Source organism: Sutcliffiella tianshenii, from assembly GCF_016908565.1.
GTDB lineage: Bacteria > Bacillota > Bacilli > Bacillales > Bacillaceae_I > Sutcliffiella_A > Sutcliffiella_A tianshenii.
Genome location: NZ_JAFBED010000001.1, coordinates 494,453 through 510,722, shown reverse-complemented (window position 1 = coordinate 510,722; position 16,270 = coordinate 494,453). Strand labels below are relative to the sequence as shown.

The following is a 16,270-nucleotide window of genomic DNA, read 5'->3' as shown; positions in this document are numbered from 1 at the left end:
AGAAGGCTATAAAGACAAACTAATCATACCAAAACTCTAAACTATTCGACACCCATTCCACTTCTCCTGCCGGGGTCTGGCCCCAAATGTAGTTTCAATGTAGTTCCCCGCTAAAAAAACTTTCCCCCCTCATGCATAATTCCGCCAACTTTGAAGGAAAATAAGTTTTTTAAATTTTTTTTCGTCGGTGTGTATATTATTCTCTGATTCTGTTCAGAATGATTGCTGAGGTGATGATACAATGAGAGAGGAAGAAAAGAAACGGACTTCTCAAAATTCAAATTGGCAGCGTTTAATGAAAAAGCGTTGGGTATTCCCGGCAATCTATCTAGCTAGCGCAGCAATCATTTTGACAGCGGTTTTGATGTTCCAAGCAGGTAACACGGAAACGAATCCAGAGGATGAAAACAACAACGGACAAGGACCAACTACTTCATACAATGAAGACGATGCAGTAGAGGTTAACCGTCCAGTCGAAAACTTCGTAATGCCGGTAACGGACAAAAATTCCGCAGTGATCGAAAAGCAATTCTGGGATGCAGATGCGTCCAAGGAAGAGCAAGAGGCATCTTTCGTATACTACAATGGTATGTACCATCCAAACACTGGGGTAGATATCAAAATGAAAGATGGCGAAACGTTTGACGTCGTAGCATCTTTAAGTGGAACTGTAATTCGTGCAGAAGAAGATTCGCTTTTAGGTAATGTTGTAGAAATCGAGCATTTGAATGGTGTTAAAACTTACTACCAAGCACTTTCCAATGTAACAGTGAAAGCTGGAGATTTCGTTGACCAAGGCCAAAAGATCGCGGAAGCAGGCACAAGCCTGATGAACAAGGATTCCGTCCACGTTCACTTTGAAATCCGCAAAGATTCTGTAGCAGTGAATCCTACTGAGTACTTTGACAGACCGGTAACAGCGCTTCTTGACGAAGAGGGACAAGCTTCCGAAGAGAGCAGCGAGCCGGCTGACGAGCAAGAGAAAAAGCCAGCTGAAGGCACAGACAAGCCTGAAGATGGAGAAGAAAAAGATGGCGACGAAGGAACTGATTCCGCAGAGGAAGAAGAAAACGTCAGCTATAACATCTAATACGAAGTCTTGTAAAAATAAATGTTTGCAAGGGCATCCACGCTTAATGTGTGGGTGCTTTTATTTTTTTGAGTAAAAGATAAATAATAACGTTTCTGTAAAATAAAAACAGGGAATAGGATGATGGAAACAAATTGGGAAATAAGAGTTGCGATAAGGTGGAAAGGAAGGTCGGCTATGTCAGAAATAAGGATAAATATTGATACCGTAAAGGCTCAGAATCCCAGGCTTCATGCGATAAAAAATCAAATCATCCAGGCCAGGGATATGGCCTCTTCGATACAAAGCAGATTGGACAGCAGGATACTCTCTAGGAATGGCATCAGCTTCGGTGTTTCCCTTGTAGCTAACCGGATGCATGAACTGACGCAGAACATACAAAAATTGCAGGTGTTCATCGATCAATCCGCAGGCGACTACCTAAAGGCTGAGCAAAGATTGAACGCAAAAGCAAAATCACCACAGCAACGGCATGCTGAATTCAAATACCGCCAGCTATTTGATCAAGGTGCCCCGAAAGGGAAAAGCTCGTCTGCTTCAGATGGCCTGACCAAAGCGGAAAGAAAAATCAGCGAGTATGAAAAACAGATCAAGAAGTTGGAAAAAGAGATGAAAGGCTTGAAAAATGATATCCTAAATTACAAAGGTGACCCTAAAGCGGGAAACGAGCTGCTTCTTAAGTTTCGCGAAGGCAGTGTCACAAACCGGGAAAAGGATCCGCTGGAGAAACTAGTGGATATACAAGAAAAGATAGAGGGCTATAGAGATAAAATAAATGAGGAACAGAAAGGCATTCAAGCATTGAATCAACGTGGAGACATAAAGGTGGAGAAACATGTAAAAGGAGATGGACAATATTCCTATCAAACCGTTTCTGATTCAGACGGATTCTATGGGAACATCGGGAATGCCGAAGCTGGTTTCAATTTTAAATCTACTGACAACAACAGAGATAGTGTACATGGGTATGGTGGAAAGGTCGGTGTGAGCGGGGTGGATGCCGGCTGGGATACCAACTATGTGGATAGCAGCGTCAAATTGGCAGCAGCAGAAATTGAAGCAAGACTTACCATGGAGGAAGTCAAGTTTGGTGGGGAAGCTGCAATTGTAAAATATGAAGGAAAAACAGATGGCATCGAACTGTTCGGGTTTGATATCAAGTTTGGTGGTGAATTCTCTGCTGGCAGTATAGGCGGACGCGGAGAAGCGAAATGGAAGGATGGCTTCAAGGTAAAATTATATGGGGCATTTCTCTTCGGCGGAGGGCTTTCTTTAGAAATAGACAAAAAGAAATAAATGAAAAAGGGAGAGAAATAAATGGAAATAACTGAATTGTTGCCTATAGGAACGCTTGTGAAGCTACACCAATCCGATGAAAAATTCATGATCTATGGCAGGAAAATCACACGTGCAAACACGGGGCAGGTGTTCGACTATCTGGCATGCCTCTATCCATACGGATTTGTAAGTAATGAGTATACAGCCTTCTTCAATGGATCCTCCATCTCGGAAGTTGTTTATCAAGGCTACGAAGATGAAGAAGAAGGGAAGTTCAAACATTCCCTAAAAGAAAGGCTCCTGGCGGAAGGTGAATAGAATGCTACAAACGAAAGTAAACTCCTTGGAATTCGACAGCTTACAATTGGAAGAAACCCATTTGAATAGCGCCAAAAAAGTGCTGTACCTCATCAGCTTTTTTCCATTCATCTATAAAAGGCATCCATTCTGCTATACCATGTTCTACGCAAATGAAACCTATGTGCTATTAACCAAGGAACTGAAAGCAGGATCCAAAGAGTGCCTTTCCATCCACTCGCTCAAAAAGAATGGGAGAGACATTACCCTCGAATGGGATTACTGCGCAACTAAGACAGGTAAAACGGTAAAAGTAAGAAATAAGACATTTACCTATGATCTGATAAAGCTGAACCATGCTCCCGTAAGAGGATTCAATGTTGATGCGAAAAGGGTACCGGTCTCTAATGAGAGATAAAGAGGTACATTAGCCCCTTGAAAGTCACAGGTGTAGATTGATAGGGTAAAAATATGATTATATTTGTGAGGAGCATATACATGAAACTCATTCATTTATTATTCGGTAAGCCATATAAAAAACATAATGATTTTAAATCCATGTACTTCCGTGGTTTATATTGGTTTGTCGTGTGTTTCTATTTTATCAGTATCAGCATGCTGCTCGTCTCATCCTTCTTTGATCCTATTGCCATCATTGGGCTGTTGATGAGTCTAGTCTTTTTTCCTTTGGCATTCAGGCTTATTTATTCCGTGCTGGGAAAGTTCAATGGAATGGAGCGGGTAGAAGGATAGTCAGAATAGCCGTATTAACCGAAGTTCATAAAAAAGTCACAAAACACTTCCGATGACAGGAATAAACCCAGCTGCAACTGGGTATACTAAAACTACCGATACAAAGCAACACAACAGCGCAACAAATAGAGAATGTCTAAGGCCGCCGAACGAGGGTACCGTTCAGCGGTTTTTTTCTGTTTTCATGGGGGGAGGACGCGGGGTTTTTAAAAAATATCAAATCGGGGGCCAGACCCCGGCAGGAATTTCCTCACTCGCGTAGAACCTATAACAGTTCAACACAAAATACCCAAAACAGAAAGGAAGATCTCACAAAGATGCCTAGAAAACAGAGATTGTGGTACAAGGGAGCGAAGTACCACGTCACCACCCGGGGGAACCGCCAGAGCAATATTTTCATGGACGTGGACGATTATCTCATGTACCTCTATACCATCAAGCAAGCCAAAAAGAAATTTCACTTCCACCTTCACGCCTACTGCCTCATGTCCAACCACACCCATCTCCAAATCGAAACCACCGACACAGACATAAGCAAAATCATGCATTATATCAACACCAAATACGCCGTATACATCAACCGAAAATACAAATGGAGCGGCCATCTTTTCCAGGGTCGATTCGGCGAAAAATTGATCATGGACCTCGTCTATGAAATCGAGGTGAGCAAATATATCCATCTGAACCCCGTACGCGCCAAACTCGTCACCAAGCCCGAAGAATACCCCTGGAGCAGCTATCGCGCCTACTACTACAACCGCAAGGACGACCCGATCATCACCACAGGCCACATCCTGGAATACTTCACCGACCATCCATCTGGATCCTACGCCAACTACATCCAAACCCCAAACACCAGAATCCATTTCACACCCAACCGAAAAGTTGAATTTTCTATTTTGAAAAAATAAAGAAAATTAAGTATAATGGGTATTAATTCGAAATACGAAATAATAGGGGGAACTTTCAACATGCACAACATCGACTACTTGAACAATCCATATCCATCCCAGCGCAACACCGTATTCGCGAAAAACGGGATGGTCGCAACCTCACAGCCGCTTGCAGCACAAGCTGGCCTCGATATACTGAAAAAAGGCGGAAATGCCATAGATGCAGCAATCGCGACAGCGGCGTGCCTGACTGTCGTGGAGCCGACTTCCAACGGTATCGGGGGAGACGCATTTGCCCTTGTGTGGACGAAGGGAGAGCTTCACGGCCTGAACGCAAGCGGACCGGCACCACAATCCATTTCCATTGAAGCGGTAAAAGAACTAGGACACGAGACGATGCCAAAAATGGGTCTGATCCCAGTAACCGTACCTGGTGCGCCTTCAGCATGGGCAGAGCTTTCGAAAAAGTTTGGTAGATTGCCATTATCCGAAGTTCTTCAGCCTGCCATCGACTACGCGGAGAACGGCTATCCTGTATCTCCAACCCTCGGAAAGTACTGGAGGGGCGCCTATAATGCCTATAAAAAGGCTTGCACAACAGAAGAATTCGCACACTGGTTCGAAACCTTTGCACCGGACGGACGCGCACCTGAAATCGGGGAGATGTGGTCATCAAAAGGCCATGCAGATACTCTGCGACAAATCGGGGAAACAAATGGGGAATCCTTCTACAGAGGGGAGCTTGCTCACAAAATCGCGGACTTCAGCAAGCAGCATAACGGCTTCCTGACCTACGAGGACCTGGCAGCTTACAAGCCGGAATGGGTGCAGCCGATCAAGGTCAACTACCGAGGCTATGATGTATGGGAAATCCCGCCGAACGGCCAGGGAATCGTCGCGCTCATGGCATTAAATATGTTAAAAGAAGACACGTTCACGGAAAGAGACTCCCTTGAAACCTATCATAAACAGATCGAAGCAATGAAATTGGCATTCGCCGACGCAAAAAAATACGTATCTGATCCATCGACCATGACACACACATCCGAAGACCTGCTCTCCGACTCCTTTGCAAAAGCACGCCGCGAGCTTATCGGAGAAACAGCCCTGGCTCCGGAGCCAGGCACACCACCTAAAGGCGGAACCGTCTACCTGGCGACAGCCGATGGGGAAGGGAATATGGTATCCTTTATCCAGAGCAACTACATGGGCTTCGGCTCAGGAGTCGTCGTACCTGGAACAGGAATAGGGCTGCAAAACCGCGGCCATGACTTCTCCCTGGACCATGAGCACGAAAACGCACTGGCTCCAGGAAAGAAGACGTACCATACCATCATCCCGGGCTTCCTGACAAAGGACAACGAGGCAGTCGGTCCATTCGGCGTCATGGGAGGCTACATGCAGCCACAAGGCCACATGCAGGTCGTCATGAACACCGTCGACTTCCACCTCAACCCGCAAGCGGCACTCGATGCCCCAAGATGGCAGTGGATGGAGGACAAAAAGGTTGTAGTCGAACACCACTTCCCGCAGCATCTCGCACAAGCCCTGTCACGCAAAGGCCATCAGATCCAGGTCACCTTGGACGGAGGCAGCTTCGGCCGCGGACAAATCATCTGGCGCGACCCAAAAACAGGCGTCCTCAGCGGCGGCACGGAGTCACGTACAGATGGGGCGATATTTGCTTACTAATTAATTGGGGGGTCTGACCCGCTCCACAGTAAAGCGATAAAGAATGTAGCCTTCAACACGCATTCTAACAACAAGTACTTTATCGCTTTACTACACTGAGGGTCAGGCACCCCCTTAAATAAGTTTGTAGTTTTAGGAGGCATCACACCATGCATCAAACACAAATCTTCCTATCCTTCTTCCGCATCGGCATGCTTGGCTATGGCGGCGGACCGGCGAGCATTCCGCTTGTACATAAAGAAGTTGTAGAGAAAAACCAATGGCTCACGGACGATGATTTCTCTGATATCCTCGCCATGGCCAATACGTTACCTGGTCCCATCAACACGAAAATGGCAGGCTACATCGGCTATCGTGTGGCGGGCTACCGCGGCATGCTCAATGCCTTATTGGCATCCACGCTCCCGACCATTGTCCTGATGATCGTACTGCTTACCACACTAGCGAGCTTCAAAGATCAGCCGTGGGTGCAAGGAATGACCAAAGCAGTTCTGCCGGTGGTCGGCGTGATGCTTGCGGTTCTCACATGGGATTTCTTCAAAAACGCCAAAAAAGGTATGGGGTGGATAGCGGCAGCCATCCTCATCATCGTCAGTTTCCTGACCATCGAACTCTTGGGGATTCACCCAGGCATCGTCATCGGTGTGCTTCTTGCGGCAGCCATACTTAAAAAAGATAAACCAAAGCCAACAGTGGAACAAGGAGGGGACGCATCATGATCTACTGGGAGATATTCCTCGCCTTTTTCATACCGGGCATCCTGGGGTACGGGGGAGGACCCGCATCGATTCCCCTCGTTGAAAACGAGGTGGTCCACAACTACGGCTGGCTAACTGTAAGTGAATTCAGTGAGGTACTCGCACTAGGGAACGCCCTGCCAGGACCGATCGCCACAAAAATGGCAGGCTACATCGGCTATGAGCAAGCCGGGATTCTCGGAGCGGCAGTAGGAGTCTTTGCCACCGTGGCACCTTCATTGATCCTGATGATCGGACTCATGAGCATCCTCTACAAATTCCGTGACTCGCCAAAAGTAAAAAGAATGTCCAACTACGTCCGCCCGACCATCGCCTTGCTCCTTGGAGGCATGGCATACCGCTTCTTCTTCGAATCCTACGAAGGATCAGGCGCACTCCAAACACTCTTCCTAATCGTAGCAAGCTACCTGCTACTCGAACGATGGAAAGTGCACCCAGCCTACGTAATAAGCGGAGCACTGGTATATGGAGCGGTAGTGCTTAGTTAGTTGACATAATGACAGGGGTCTGGCCCCTACACCACATAAGGAGGCCACAAAAAATGAAAAAACTACTCTTAACAGGCTTCGTCCCGTTCCTGGACTTCCCTGTGAATCCCACAGAGGAGATCGTAAAGTCCCTGGACGGCGCTACAATAGGAGATTACCAGATTATCAGCAAGGTGCTGCCTGTAGACTTTCAGCAATCAGAACAGGAAATCCTGCAGCACTACAACGACATCCAGCCGGATGCAGTCGTCTCGCTCGGTCTTGCTGCCGGCCGCACACACATCACACCTGAGCGGATTGCCATCAACTGCAAGGACGGCGCGCCTGACAACAACGGCGTCACCTGCCAGGACGAGCCGATCAACCCTAACGGACCGGACGGTTATTTCTCGACACTACCGATCCGTGCCATGGTGAACCACCTCACAGAAAACGGCTACCCAGCGAAAATTTCTAGCACCGCCGGCACCTATCTGTGCAACAACGTCATGTACGCCATCCTGCACAAAATCGCTGAAGAGCAAAAGCAAGACCAGATCAAAGCCGGATTCATCCATATCCCGGCGTCCCATAGCCTAGCCATCAAGCTGAAGAACAGCCCGAGCTGGTCGCAAAAGGATTTGACGGAAGCGATCCGACTGACTATACAAACACTATAATGTTTTAAAACAAAAAAATAGAGCGTTCCCGAAAGCGGACGCTCTATTTTTTACATATGAACAAAAGCTACGATAAGCTTGATCCATCCAAAAAAAGATAGCCATAATGGTATGCTAAACGCCGTTCCCCAAAACATTCCTACTAAAAAATTGTTTTTGACCATAGTTAGCATCCTCCTAAAGAACCGTTTCTGTTTCTATAGTTATTGACCTTAAGAGTGACATTTAAACATGTAAGCGTTTACCTTTATATACCCATTATTATGAAGGATGAAAAGTGAAAAGTTCGCAATAATTTGTCTGAAAAATAAACAATATTCAAAATAATTTTAGACAAATTTCGTGAAATGAAAAAAAGATCCTTAGAAAAGGATCTCCTAAAACTCATTTATGAAGGTAATTAGCTGAATAGACCTTTGAAAAATGAACCAATGGATTCAAAAAAGTTCCTGATGGATAAACCGAATCCAGACTCTTTTTCTTCACTTACTTCTACTAGTGGGATTTCAGTTGTCTCGCTCAATACAACCTCTTCTGTTTCTTCCTCTTTATCCTCGATAGGTGCTTCCTCCACCTCGACCGCTACCTCAGGAGCTGATTCGAACGCAGATTCAACTTCCTGGCGAAGTTCATCAAAGTTCACGGATGAGACAAGTTCTTCATTTTCCAGGAAAGAGAGAAGTTCCTCAAGCTCAGGCTTGGTGAGAAAGTCAAGAGAAGGTACGATTTCTTCTTCAAGGTATTGCTTTAGCACATCATAGAGGATGGGAACTGGAAGTCTCTGAAGCTCTTTTTTCCACGACCAAAGTACATCTCCATGCTGTTCAATATCGATTACCATAATTTCTTCCTCTAAAATTTCCTCTTCTTCCTCATTAGTTACTTCCTCTTCCTCCAGGTCTGGCTCTACTGGAGTGTAAGGTGTTGTAGTAGGAGGTTGAGGTCTAGAAGGTGTACTTGGTTCACTTGGAGGATTAGGTTTAGGTGTAGCAGGTGGTTCCGGCTCAGGCTCTGGTTCCGGAACAGGTTCGGGCTGTGGTTCAGGTTCCGGCTCTGGTTCTGGCTCAGGCTCTGGTACAGGTTCAGGTTCCGGCTCTGTCACAGGGGGCTTAGGCGGGTCCTGTGGACTAGGAATCCTCGGTGGTTTTGGAGCCGAGGTTAACTCGAGTTGCAGAAAAGTATCACTATTATCTTGGATTCGGGTGGTATCGGCTGTCATATTTAAAGGGTTTGAGATTATCGATAGTATTAATAAAATGATAAAGGTGAATGATTTTTTCATGATTTCCCCCAAATAAAAATAGTTTATCAATGTAAGTTGTCTCTATTATATAGTTAATCTAGTAATATTTACATATTTTTTCTATAAAAACCCACCATTTAACCTATATATTTGTACTAATACAGTGGCGGTAGAAAAAGTAAGTGGTTATTAATTTGGTAGTTGACTAAAGCGATAGCATGTTTCATAATCTAATTATTAGAATTATTATAAAATTCTGTTTTATAACAAGACAGACTTTTAACAAGAAGAAAGGAGGCCAGCAACAAAAAATAAAAGCGCTTACAACCAAGAAAGAGGTGGAAGCACAATGTATTTCTTCTATGCATTCCTGGTCGTCATCGTTCTCTGCATATTCTTCGCCATCAAAAAACAACGGCCAATCCTGCTGTCCGTACCGGTATTCGCACTCGCATTCTACGTCATCGTCGAAATTGCGCTCGTGCCCGGATCATTCATTGACACCGTCAAGTTCATCTTCACCCTGCAATAACGAGCATTTACAAATTTTTTATATTTTTTTTATTTAATTCAGGTGCCTGACCCCGGCAGGGATTTTCCCTTCCGTGTCGAAACCCCAACAAATTCATGAAGGAGGTTTTCTTTTGAAGAAGATTGATAAGTCTGTTGCTGATGCGTATTTTCGTGAGAAGACGAGGTATATTTTTCTTTATTTGGCGATTTGGTTTGTTGTTTCTTTTGGCGTGGTGATGTTTGCGGAGTCCCTTGATTTCACTATTTTCGGCGGTTTTCCTTTCCACTATTATATGGGTGCCCAAGGCTCGATCCTGGTTTTCATCATTTTGCTTTTCGTGAATGCAAAGGTGAGCGACAAGATCGACCAGAAGTATGGCATCGACGAAAAAGCCAACGAGCAGCTGAGCTACGGCAAAACGCTCGACCACTAAACTAAATCCTGCCGCAGCTAGAGCCAGACCTAACAAAAACCATGCACCAACCCAATCGCAACTCAAGCCACTGGATCAAATCTACCCTAGACCCTCACAATAAAGAATCTCGGTTTCAAACAATCGACACGCTGTTTGAAAAAGAAATCTCTACTCAACGAACTCAAGCGAAAAACCACAGAACCATCACATACAAAGGGGGATGTACAGTTGGATAATCAGTTTATTGTATCGCTATCATTGATATTGATCACTTTTGCGCTCTACATCGGAATCGCCATCTTCAACAAAGCACGCCAGACCTCGGACTTTTACGTAGCCGGTCGCGGGGTGCCGCCGGTATTTAACGGGATGGCCATCGGAGCGGACTGGATGAGTGCGGCTTCATTCATCGGGATGGCCGGAACGATCATGCTACTCGGCTATGACGGACTTGCATACATAATGGGTTGGACCGGAGGCTATCTGCTTCTTACCTTCCTTCTAGCACCGCAGCTCCGGAAATCCGGGCGCTACACGGTGCCGGAGTTTATCGGGGATCGTTTTGACTCCCACACCGCACGCGTCATTGCGGCGATCTGTACGATCATCATCAGTTTCACCTACTCCATCGGCCAGCTTTCCGGCTCCGGAGTGGTAATCGGCCGTCTACTTGAAGTGGATGCAAAAATTGGAACGATGATCGGGGTCGTCCTGATCGCATTCTACGCAGCCTTCGGAGGGATGAAGGGGATCACGTGGACACAGGTGGCGCAGTACATCGTCCTGATCATTGCCTATCTGATTCCTGTAATCTTCATGAGCCTGCAGCTTACCAATAACCCGCTGCCGTGGCTGACATACGGGAACATCGTCAATGAACTCGGTGCGCTCGACCGCGAGCTCGGTATATCCGAATATTTTGCACCATTCACCAACGGCACCAAATGGCAGTTCCTTGCGCTTATGTTCACGCTGATGGCAGGTACTGCGGGTCTTCCGCACGTCATCGTCCGCTTCTACACCGTTTCCACGATGAAAGCGGCGCGTTGGTCAGGAGCATGGGCACTTCTTTTCATCGGACTCTTATACCTTTCAGCGCCAGCATATGCGGCGTTCTCTCGCTTCATCCTGATGAAAAATGTGGCAGGACAGCCAATCGATCAGCTGCCGGCCTGGACAGCATCCTGGGTCAACACGGGTAAACTGCAGGTCGCTGACACGAGCGGCGACGGCATTCTGCAATGGTCAGAGCTGATCATTGCCAACGATATCGTCGTCATGGCGACACCGGAAATCGCCAACCTAGGAGCATTCATCATCGGACTTGTTGCTGCGGGAGCCATGGCGGCAGCCCTTTCCACAGCAGGCGGACTGATGATCGCCATTTCATCATCTTTTGCACATGACATCTATTACCGTGTGATGAGACCGAATTCAACCGATGCCAACCGTCTGAAGGTCGGTCGTATCACGATTATCACAGCAACCGTCCTTGCGGGACTTGTGGCACTTAACCCGCCTGGTGCGATCACGCAGATTGTCGCATGGGCCTTTGCGCTCGCATCCGGAACATTCTTTCCTGCACTCATTCTTGGTGTATGGTGGAAGCGAGCCAACGCACCTGGGGTCATCTCCGGTATGCTGGTCGGTCTTATCGTGACACTTGCCTATATATTCGCTGCAAAATACGGCGGCTTCACGATCTTGGGCATCATCGACACTGGGGCAGGGGTCTTCGGCGCAACAGCTGCAATCCTGACAAACGTCATCGTATCCCTAAGAACGAAAGCACCATCGCAAAAAATCCAGGACGAAGTAGTCGACCTTCGTTATCCGGAACAGATGACCTACAAAGATGGAGGCGTCTGGCTCAACAAATAATATTTTATCCAGAGGAGCAGTCCCACCCGCTGCTCCTCTTTTTCTACTAAAAATAAAAGGAGACTGAAAACGATGCACCACCCACTATTCCATAACCTCACCAACGAGGAGCGGACAAACCTGCTCACTCGCTGCCAAACCCACACCTTCACCCACCACCAGCCCATCCTGAAAGCGAACGAGACGCGGGAGGGGCTATTTCTCATTCAATCTGGGACAGTGGAAGTCTATCTGCCTGCGCAAGATCACGACGAAGTCTTGGAAATTATCAAAAAGGACCAACTGATCGGCCTCTCGCACTTCATTCATTTCCTGTCAGATCCGGCTTCAGGCACCACCGACGAGGCATCGCTGCTCCAAGTTCGTGCCATCGACGATGTGACAGCCCTTTATATCCCTTTCTCTGTGCTAAAAGAAAGATGGAGCGACCCCGCCGTCCGTGAATATCTGCTCATCCAGGTCAGCGTGCGCCTTTATGATGTCTATCAATCTCTCGCTGAACAGGTTCAGCTTGGGAAAAAGCTCACCGAATCCGACACATCGACACTTAGAGTCCAGGATGTCCTATCAAAAAAATTTGTCCAAGCGGCTTCCACCGACACCATCCAAACGGTCGCCCAGAAACTCTCCCAAACAAACCAGACAGCAGCCGTCATCACCCTAAACAATGAGCTCCAAGGCATCATCACCATGCACGATTTCGTCAACAGGGTCATCACAAACGGAAAAAATCTCGCAGAGCCCGTCCACACCGTCATGACGCCAAACCCGATCACCATCGAGCCCACCGCCTTTTTCTATGAAGCTATCACGACCATGCTGTTAAACGGAATCAAGCATCTGCCAGTCACCGACAACAAGCAAACTCTCGGCATCGTCACACTGACAGAACTCCTGCAGATCAAAAGCGCGAACTTCCTTAAGGGGACGACCGAGATCTCAACAGCAAACAAAGAGACCCTGCCAACCATCAAGACAGCCTTGTACTCCACACTCGGCACCATGCTGCAGCAACAAGTCCCGACCCTGCATGCCTTGGACGTGATGAACACCCTGTACGACCAGCTCATCCAGCGCTGCATCGAGCTTGGCATCGAGGAGATGCCACCAACAGACGCGCCGGCAAGATTCTGCTTCTACCTCATGGGCAGCGCCGGCAGAAGGGAGCAGTTCCTCCTCACCGACCAGGACCATTTCCTTGTCTATGAGGACGACAGCAAAAAGGAGTACTTCGAGCAGCTTTCTGAAAAAATCGTCGCCAACCTCGAACATGCAGGCTATAAAAGATGCCCGGGAGACATGATGGCCTCCAACCCGCAGTGGAGAGGGGACCTAGAACAATGGGAAAGCCGCATAAGAGAGTGGGTGCTCCACGCCACCAACGACAGGCTCCTGCTCGCACAAAATTTCTTTTCCTACCGGCTCATCTACGGGGACGACACCTTGCACGAGCAATTCAAAGCCAGCATCGAGCAATCCCTGGACCGGGCGAAAATCTTTCTCTACCGCCTGTCCCAGCTTGAGCGCGACAACCCGATCCCGGCCTTGGAGCAGCCGATACGTTCCATATTCCGGATGCAAAAGAAAACCATCGACCTGAAAAAACACATACTTTTCCCGTATCACCACAGCCTGCAGATCCTCGCACTCATGAACGGGATCACCTATGGCACACCGATCGAGAAAATCGACCAGCTTCATGAGAAAAAGATCCTTTCCAACAGCTTTCAAAAGGATCTCAAGGCATCGATCGAATCGATCCTGGACTATTACGTGACAAACCGCTGGAACCAGCATCAAAAAGGGGAGGCGCTGACCTCGACACTCGACCTGACCAAGCTGACAACCCGCGAAAAAGAGGAACTCATGCTCAGCATCCGACTCATCAAGGAACTGCAAAGCCACATGCTATCCTACTACTAGGAAAGGAGGGCGTAATTATGTTTCCATTCGCCCGAAAGGATTATTTCCCGAGCAATTTAGCTGAAAATCTGCCGCTTTCTACACCAATTGACACACTTCAATTCACCGTCTTCGATACCGAGACGACAGGCTTCAACCTGGCAAAAGAAGATCGCATCATCGAGCTTGGGGCAGTGACGATTAAAGGCATGGAAGTGATCGAACATAGCGCCTTTCAAACCTACGTCAACCCGAATCGACAAATCCCACGGGAAATTACCGAACTGACAGGAATCGCAAACGAACAAGTGGCCATAGCGCCTGACGCTATGCAAGCGATTCGCAGACTGACCAGTCTCGCCGACAAGAAGTCTGCCTGCTATGTCGGGCACTATATCGCCTTTGACATGCACGCCATCAAGTACGAGCTCAAGCGCCGCAATCTCCACTGGAAAGCGCCGAAAGCCATCGACACTCTCAACCTGATCGGCTATATCGCCCCTAGCTACGACATGCGCGACCTTGAAAAATACGCCCGCGATTTCGGGACACGGATTTATCAACGTCACTCGGCCATCGGGGACGCCATGACCACGGCCTTTTTGTTTGTCGAGCTTCTACATATCTGCCATGACAGAGGGATCAGAACATGGGGTGACCTGCTGCGGATAGGGGAAGGGGCATAAAAAAGGAACCTGGCATAGGCCTGTCGAATACAAAAGTAACCTAAACACCATCGGAGGCACCAAGTACAATGAAATACACACCAAAACAATTCACACCGGAATTACTCGATAAGATCAAACAAACCGAGCAGTCACTCGGCAGCCTGCTGGAAGAAATAACACAACCTTACAAAAATAAATTCCACAACAAAGGCTTAGAACTCGACTCATCCTTCGACCAGGAAGGGACAGACCCGTTCGGACCAGGCTACCGCTCGAGCCTCAACATCGGGATCAGCGAAACAGGAGGCGATCTGCTCGACCTCCACACCATCGTCATCTGGGAATGCCAAAGAACCTTACTCGGAAATCCGATCGGGAAAAACATCCCGGGCAGCAGGATCAGTGGGGAGTTTATGGACGAGACCATCAACGAAATTAATGGGGAATTACAGGCCTATCTAAAAGAGTGGCTCAACTAAAAAGTGCGTCCGCACACAGGCAGACGCACTTTACCCTATTCCTTTTCCTCTTCCAAATAAACCTCAACCTTATATTCCTCTGCAAGTTCAGCGAACAATCTCTCATGCTTTTCGTACTCTTCGACCGATGAATCATAAGCCACAGTTGCCGCTTCCGACATTTCATAGTTGCCTTTTTTCATGTCCTCGGCAAAAATGACATAGCTTTCAAGCAGCTTTTCATTTGAAAGGATCAATGCATCGTGGGACGCCTGCAGCGGTTCCCAATCCACCGTCACTTCTTTGGAATCCTGTAGCACCTTTTCCAAAGCGGGAATTGTGTTTTCAGTTATAAATGCGAGTGCTTTAGCGTCATCCTCTTCGTTCCAGAAACCCGATTCCGCGGCAAATTCAATGTCGTAACTTTCTTCTATGATCGGATTGGTGGCATCCAGATAATCGAGTATCGCGGTCTCCGCATCGAGATGATCCATCAATTTCACTGCTTTCTCTTCCACAAGCGAACATCCTGCCAGCAACATGGCCAATACAAACACCAAACCTGACTTCCAAATAATACGCATTCCCATCCCCCTATATATGTAAAAAATGTACATTCCAATTTAATATATCCGACAAGCACCAGAGCCGTCTATAGAAAATAAAAAAGAGCCTACGAATCAAATCGTAAACTCGAGCTCTGCGCGTGCTTTTGGCCAATTGCCTCCAGTCAGCCAGACTTTCACCTTATAGTTTCCGGGAGTCAGGTTCTTCAGAGGAATGTCGAAGCTCATTTCATCCCCGGGTTCCACCATTAATTCCTCATAGATCATGATGAAGAACTTGCCTTCGGAAAATTGCTCCACTCGCTTGCCATCCCGATACAAAATGTAATCATATCGCTGTCCGCTAGTGAAAATCACCTTGGCCGGACTGCTCCCCGTGTTTTCAACGATAAAATGCAGCATCACCGAATCCGGACCAGATGGGGAATAGGTAAGAGTGGCTTCCATTGCCATAAACTTCACTTCCTTCGCATAAACTGAGTATCCCTTTCTATATATATTCCACACTCCGGACCTTAACCCTGCCATTTTTTCCACCTGTGGATGCAACTAAAACGCAAAAATTCAAAAAAATCGAACAAATCCCTTGTCCCACTTGACATTATTAGCATAAAGCAGGACACAAGCTAATAAACTGTAACTAACCAAACATACAAAGAGAGTGTTTGAGGTGAGGGATCGTAGATTGTCTCGAAGCATAACACCAAACATCCTA

Annotated in this window: 19 protein-coding genes; 16 read left to right on the top strand and 3 right to left on the bottom strand. The window is 47.2% G+C overall.

Going from position 1 to position 16,270, the window contains the following annotated elements:
* Nucleotides 1-241 precede the first annotated feature (241 nt).
* The 10 genes from JOC95_RS02205 (at nucleotide 242) to pcp (ending at nucleotide 7,908) form a co-directional block, all read left to right on the top strand.
* On the top strand, nucleotides 242-1,090 hold the full coding sequence (locus JOC95_RS02205) for a stage II sporulation protein SpoIIQ (RefSeq protein ID WP_204412974.1): 849 nt from the start codon (nucleotides 242-244) through the stop codon (nucleotides 1,088-1,090).
* A 177-nt stretch (nucleotides 1,091-1,267) separates the two neighbouring features.
* Nucleotides 1,268-2,386: a hypothetical protein gene (locus tag JOC95_RS02200; RefSeq protein ID WP_204412973.1), complete on the top strand. Its 1,119-nt coding sequence runs from the start codon at nucleotides 1,268-1,270 to the stop codon at nucleotides 2,384-2,386.
* Between the two features lie 21 nt (nucleotides 2,387-2,407).
* Nucleotides 2,408-2,686 (top strand): DUF4176 domain-containing protein, encoded by a 279-nt coding sequence (locus JOC95_RS02195; protein ID WP_204412972.1) that lies wholly within the window; start codon nucleotides 2,408-2,410, stop codon nucleotides 2,684-2,686.
* A gap of 1 nt (nucleotide 2,687) precedes the next feature.
* A complete protein-coding gene (locus JOC95_RS02190) occupies nucleotides 2,688-3,083 on the top strand; it encodes a hypothetical protein (RefSeq protein WP_204412971.1) in 396 nt (131 codons plus the stop codon).
* Nucleotides 3,084-3,163: 80 nt separating this feature from the next.
* The gene (locus JOC95_RS02185) at nucleotides 3,164-3,418 is read left to right on the top strand and encodes a hypothetical protein (RefSeq protein WP_204412970.1); all 255 of its coding nucleotides are present in this window, start codon (nucleotides 3,164-3,166) and stop codon (nucleotides 3,416-3,418) included.
* A gap of 317 nt (nucleotides 3,419-3,735) precedes the next feature.
* The gene (locus JOC95_RS02180; protein ID WP_204412969.1) at nucleotides 3,736-4,329 is read left to right on the top strand and encodes a transposase; all 594 of its coding nucleotides are present in this window, start codon (nucleotides 3,736-3,738) and stop codon (nucleotides 4,327-4,329) included.
* 69 nt (nucleotides 4,330-4,398) lie between these two features.
* On the top strand, nucleotides 4,399-6,003 hold the full coding sequence (locus tag JOC95_RS02175) for a gamma-glutamyltransferase (protein WP_204413426.1): 1,605 nt from the start codon (nucleotides 4,399-4,401) through the stop codon (nucleotides 6,001-6,003).
* A gap of 149 nt (nucleotides 6,004-6,152) precedes the next feature.
* Complete coding sequence (locus JOC95_RS02170) at nucleotides 6,153-6,722, top strand: chromate transporter (protein ID WP_204412968.1); 570 nt, start codon at nucleotides 6,153-6,155, stop codon at nucleotides 6,720-6,722.
* Entirely contained in the window at nucleotides 6,719-7,249 is a 531-nt protein-coding gene (locus tag JOC95_RS02165; RefSeq protein ID WP_204412966.1) for a chromate transporter, read from the top strand. Before JOC95_RS02170 ends, JOC95_RS02165 begins: the two co-directional genes overlap by 4 nt.
* A gap of 53 nt (nucleotides 7,250-7,302) precedes the next feature.
* On the top strand, nucleotides 7,303-7,908 hold the full coding sequence (pcp, locus tag JOC95_RS02160; RefSeq protein WP_204412965.1) for a pyroglutamyl-peptidase I: 606 nt from the start codon (nucleotides 7,303-7,305) through the stop codon (nucleotides 7,906-7,908).
* A 400-nt stretch (nucleotides 7,909-8,308) separates the two neighbouring features.
* Here the strand turns inward: pcp and JOC95_RS02155 are convergent, their stop codons facing one another.
* Entirely contained in the window at nucleotides 8,309-9,190 is an 882-nt protein-coding gene (locus tag JOC95_RS02155) for a hypothetical protein (RefSeq protein ID WP_204412964.1), read from the bottom strand.
* Between the two features lie 310 nt (nucleotides 9,191-9,500).
* On the opposite strand from JOC95_RS02155, the gene JOC95_RS02150 reads away from it, so the two are divergent.
* The 6 genes from JOC95_RS02150 to JOC95_RS02125 all read left to right on the top strand — a co-directional run bounded on the left by JOC95_RS02150 (nucleotide 9,501) and on the right by JOC95_RS02125 (nucleotide 15,010).
* Nucleotides 9,501-9,683 carry a hypothetical protein gene (locus JOC95_RS02150; protein ID WP_204412963.1) on the top strand — a complete coding sequence of 61 codons (183 nt, stop codon included), beginning with the start codon at nucleotides 9,501-9,503 and terminating at the stop codon, nucleotides 9,681-9,683.
* A 112-nt stretch (nucleotides 9,684-9,795) separates the two neighbouring features.
* Nucleotides 9,796-10,098 (top strand): DUF4212 domain-containing protein, encoded by a 303-nt coding sequence (locus JOC95_RS02145; RefSeq protein WP_204412962.1) that lies wholly within the window; start codon nucleotides 9,796-9,798, stop codon nucleotides 10,096-10,098.
* Nucleotides 10,099-10,308: 210 nt separating this feature from the next.
* The gene (locus JOC95_RS02140; protein ID WP_204412961.1) at nucleotides 10,309-11,961 is read left to right on the top strand and encodes a sodium:solute symporter family protein; all 1,653 of its coding nucleotides are present in this window, start codon (nucleotides 10,309-10,311) and stop codon (nucleotides 11,959-11,961) included.
* A 72-nt stretch (nucleotides 11,962-12,033) separates the two neighbouring features.
* A complete protein-coding gene (locus JOC95_RS02135) occupies nucleotides 12,034-13,884 on the top strand; it encodes a DUF294 nucleotidyltransferase-like domain-containing protein (protein WP_204412960.1) in 1,851 nt (616 codons plus the stop codon).
* Between the two features lie 17 nt (nucleotides 13,885-13,901).
* Nucleotides 13,902-14,549 carry a 3'-5' exonuclease gene (locus tag JOC95_RS02130; RefSeq protein ID WP_204412955.1) on the top strand — a complete coding sequence of 216 codons (648 nt, stop codon included), beginning with the start codon at nucleotides 13,902-13,904 and terminating at the stop codon, nucleotides 14,547-14,549.
* A gap of 68 nt (nucleotides 14,550-14,617) precedes the next feature.
* The gene (locus tag JOC95_RS02125) at nucleotides 14,618-15,010 is read left to right on the top strand and encodes a hypothetical protein (protein WP_204412954.1); all 393 of its coding nucleotides are present in this window, start codon (nucleotides 14,618-14,620) and stop codon (nucleotides 15,008-15,010) included.
* 35 nt (nucleotides 15,011-15,045) lie between these two features.
* On the opposite strand, the gene JOC95_RS02120 is transcribed toward JOC95_RS02125, so the two are convergent.
* Together JOC95_RS02120 and JOC95_RS02115 are read right to left on the bottom strand one after the other, a co-directional pair.
* The gene (locus tag JOC95_RS02120) at nucleotides 15,046-15,573 is read right to left on the bottom strand and encodes a hypothetical protein (RefSeq protein ID WP_204412953.1); all 528 of its coding nucleotides are present in this window, start codon (nucleotides 15,571-15,573) and stop codon (nucleotides 15,046-15,048) included.
* 96 nt (nucleotides 15,574-15,669) lie between these two features.
* Entirely contained in the window at nucleotides 15,670-16,083 is a 414-nt protein-coding gene (locus tag JOC95_RS02115) for a BsuPI-related putative proteinase inhibitor (protein WP_204412951.1), read from the bottom strand.
* Nucleotides 16,084-16,270 lie beyond the last annotated feature (187 nt).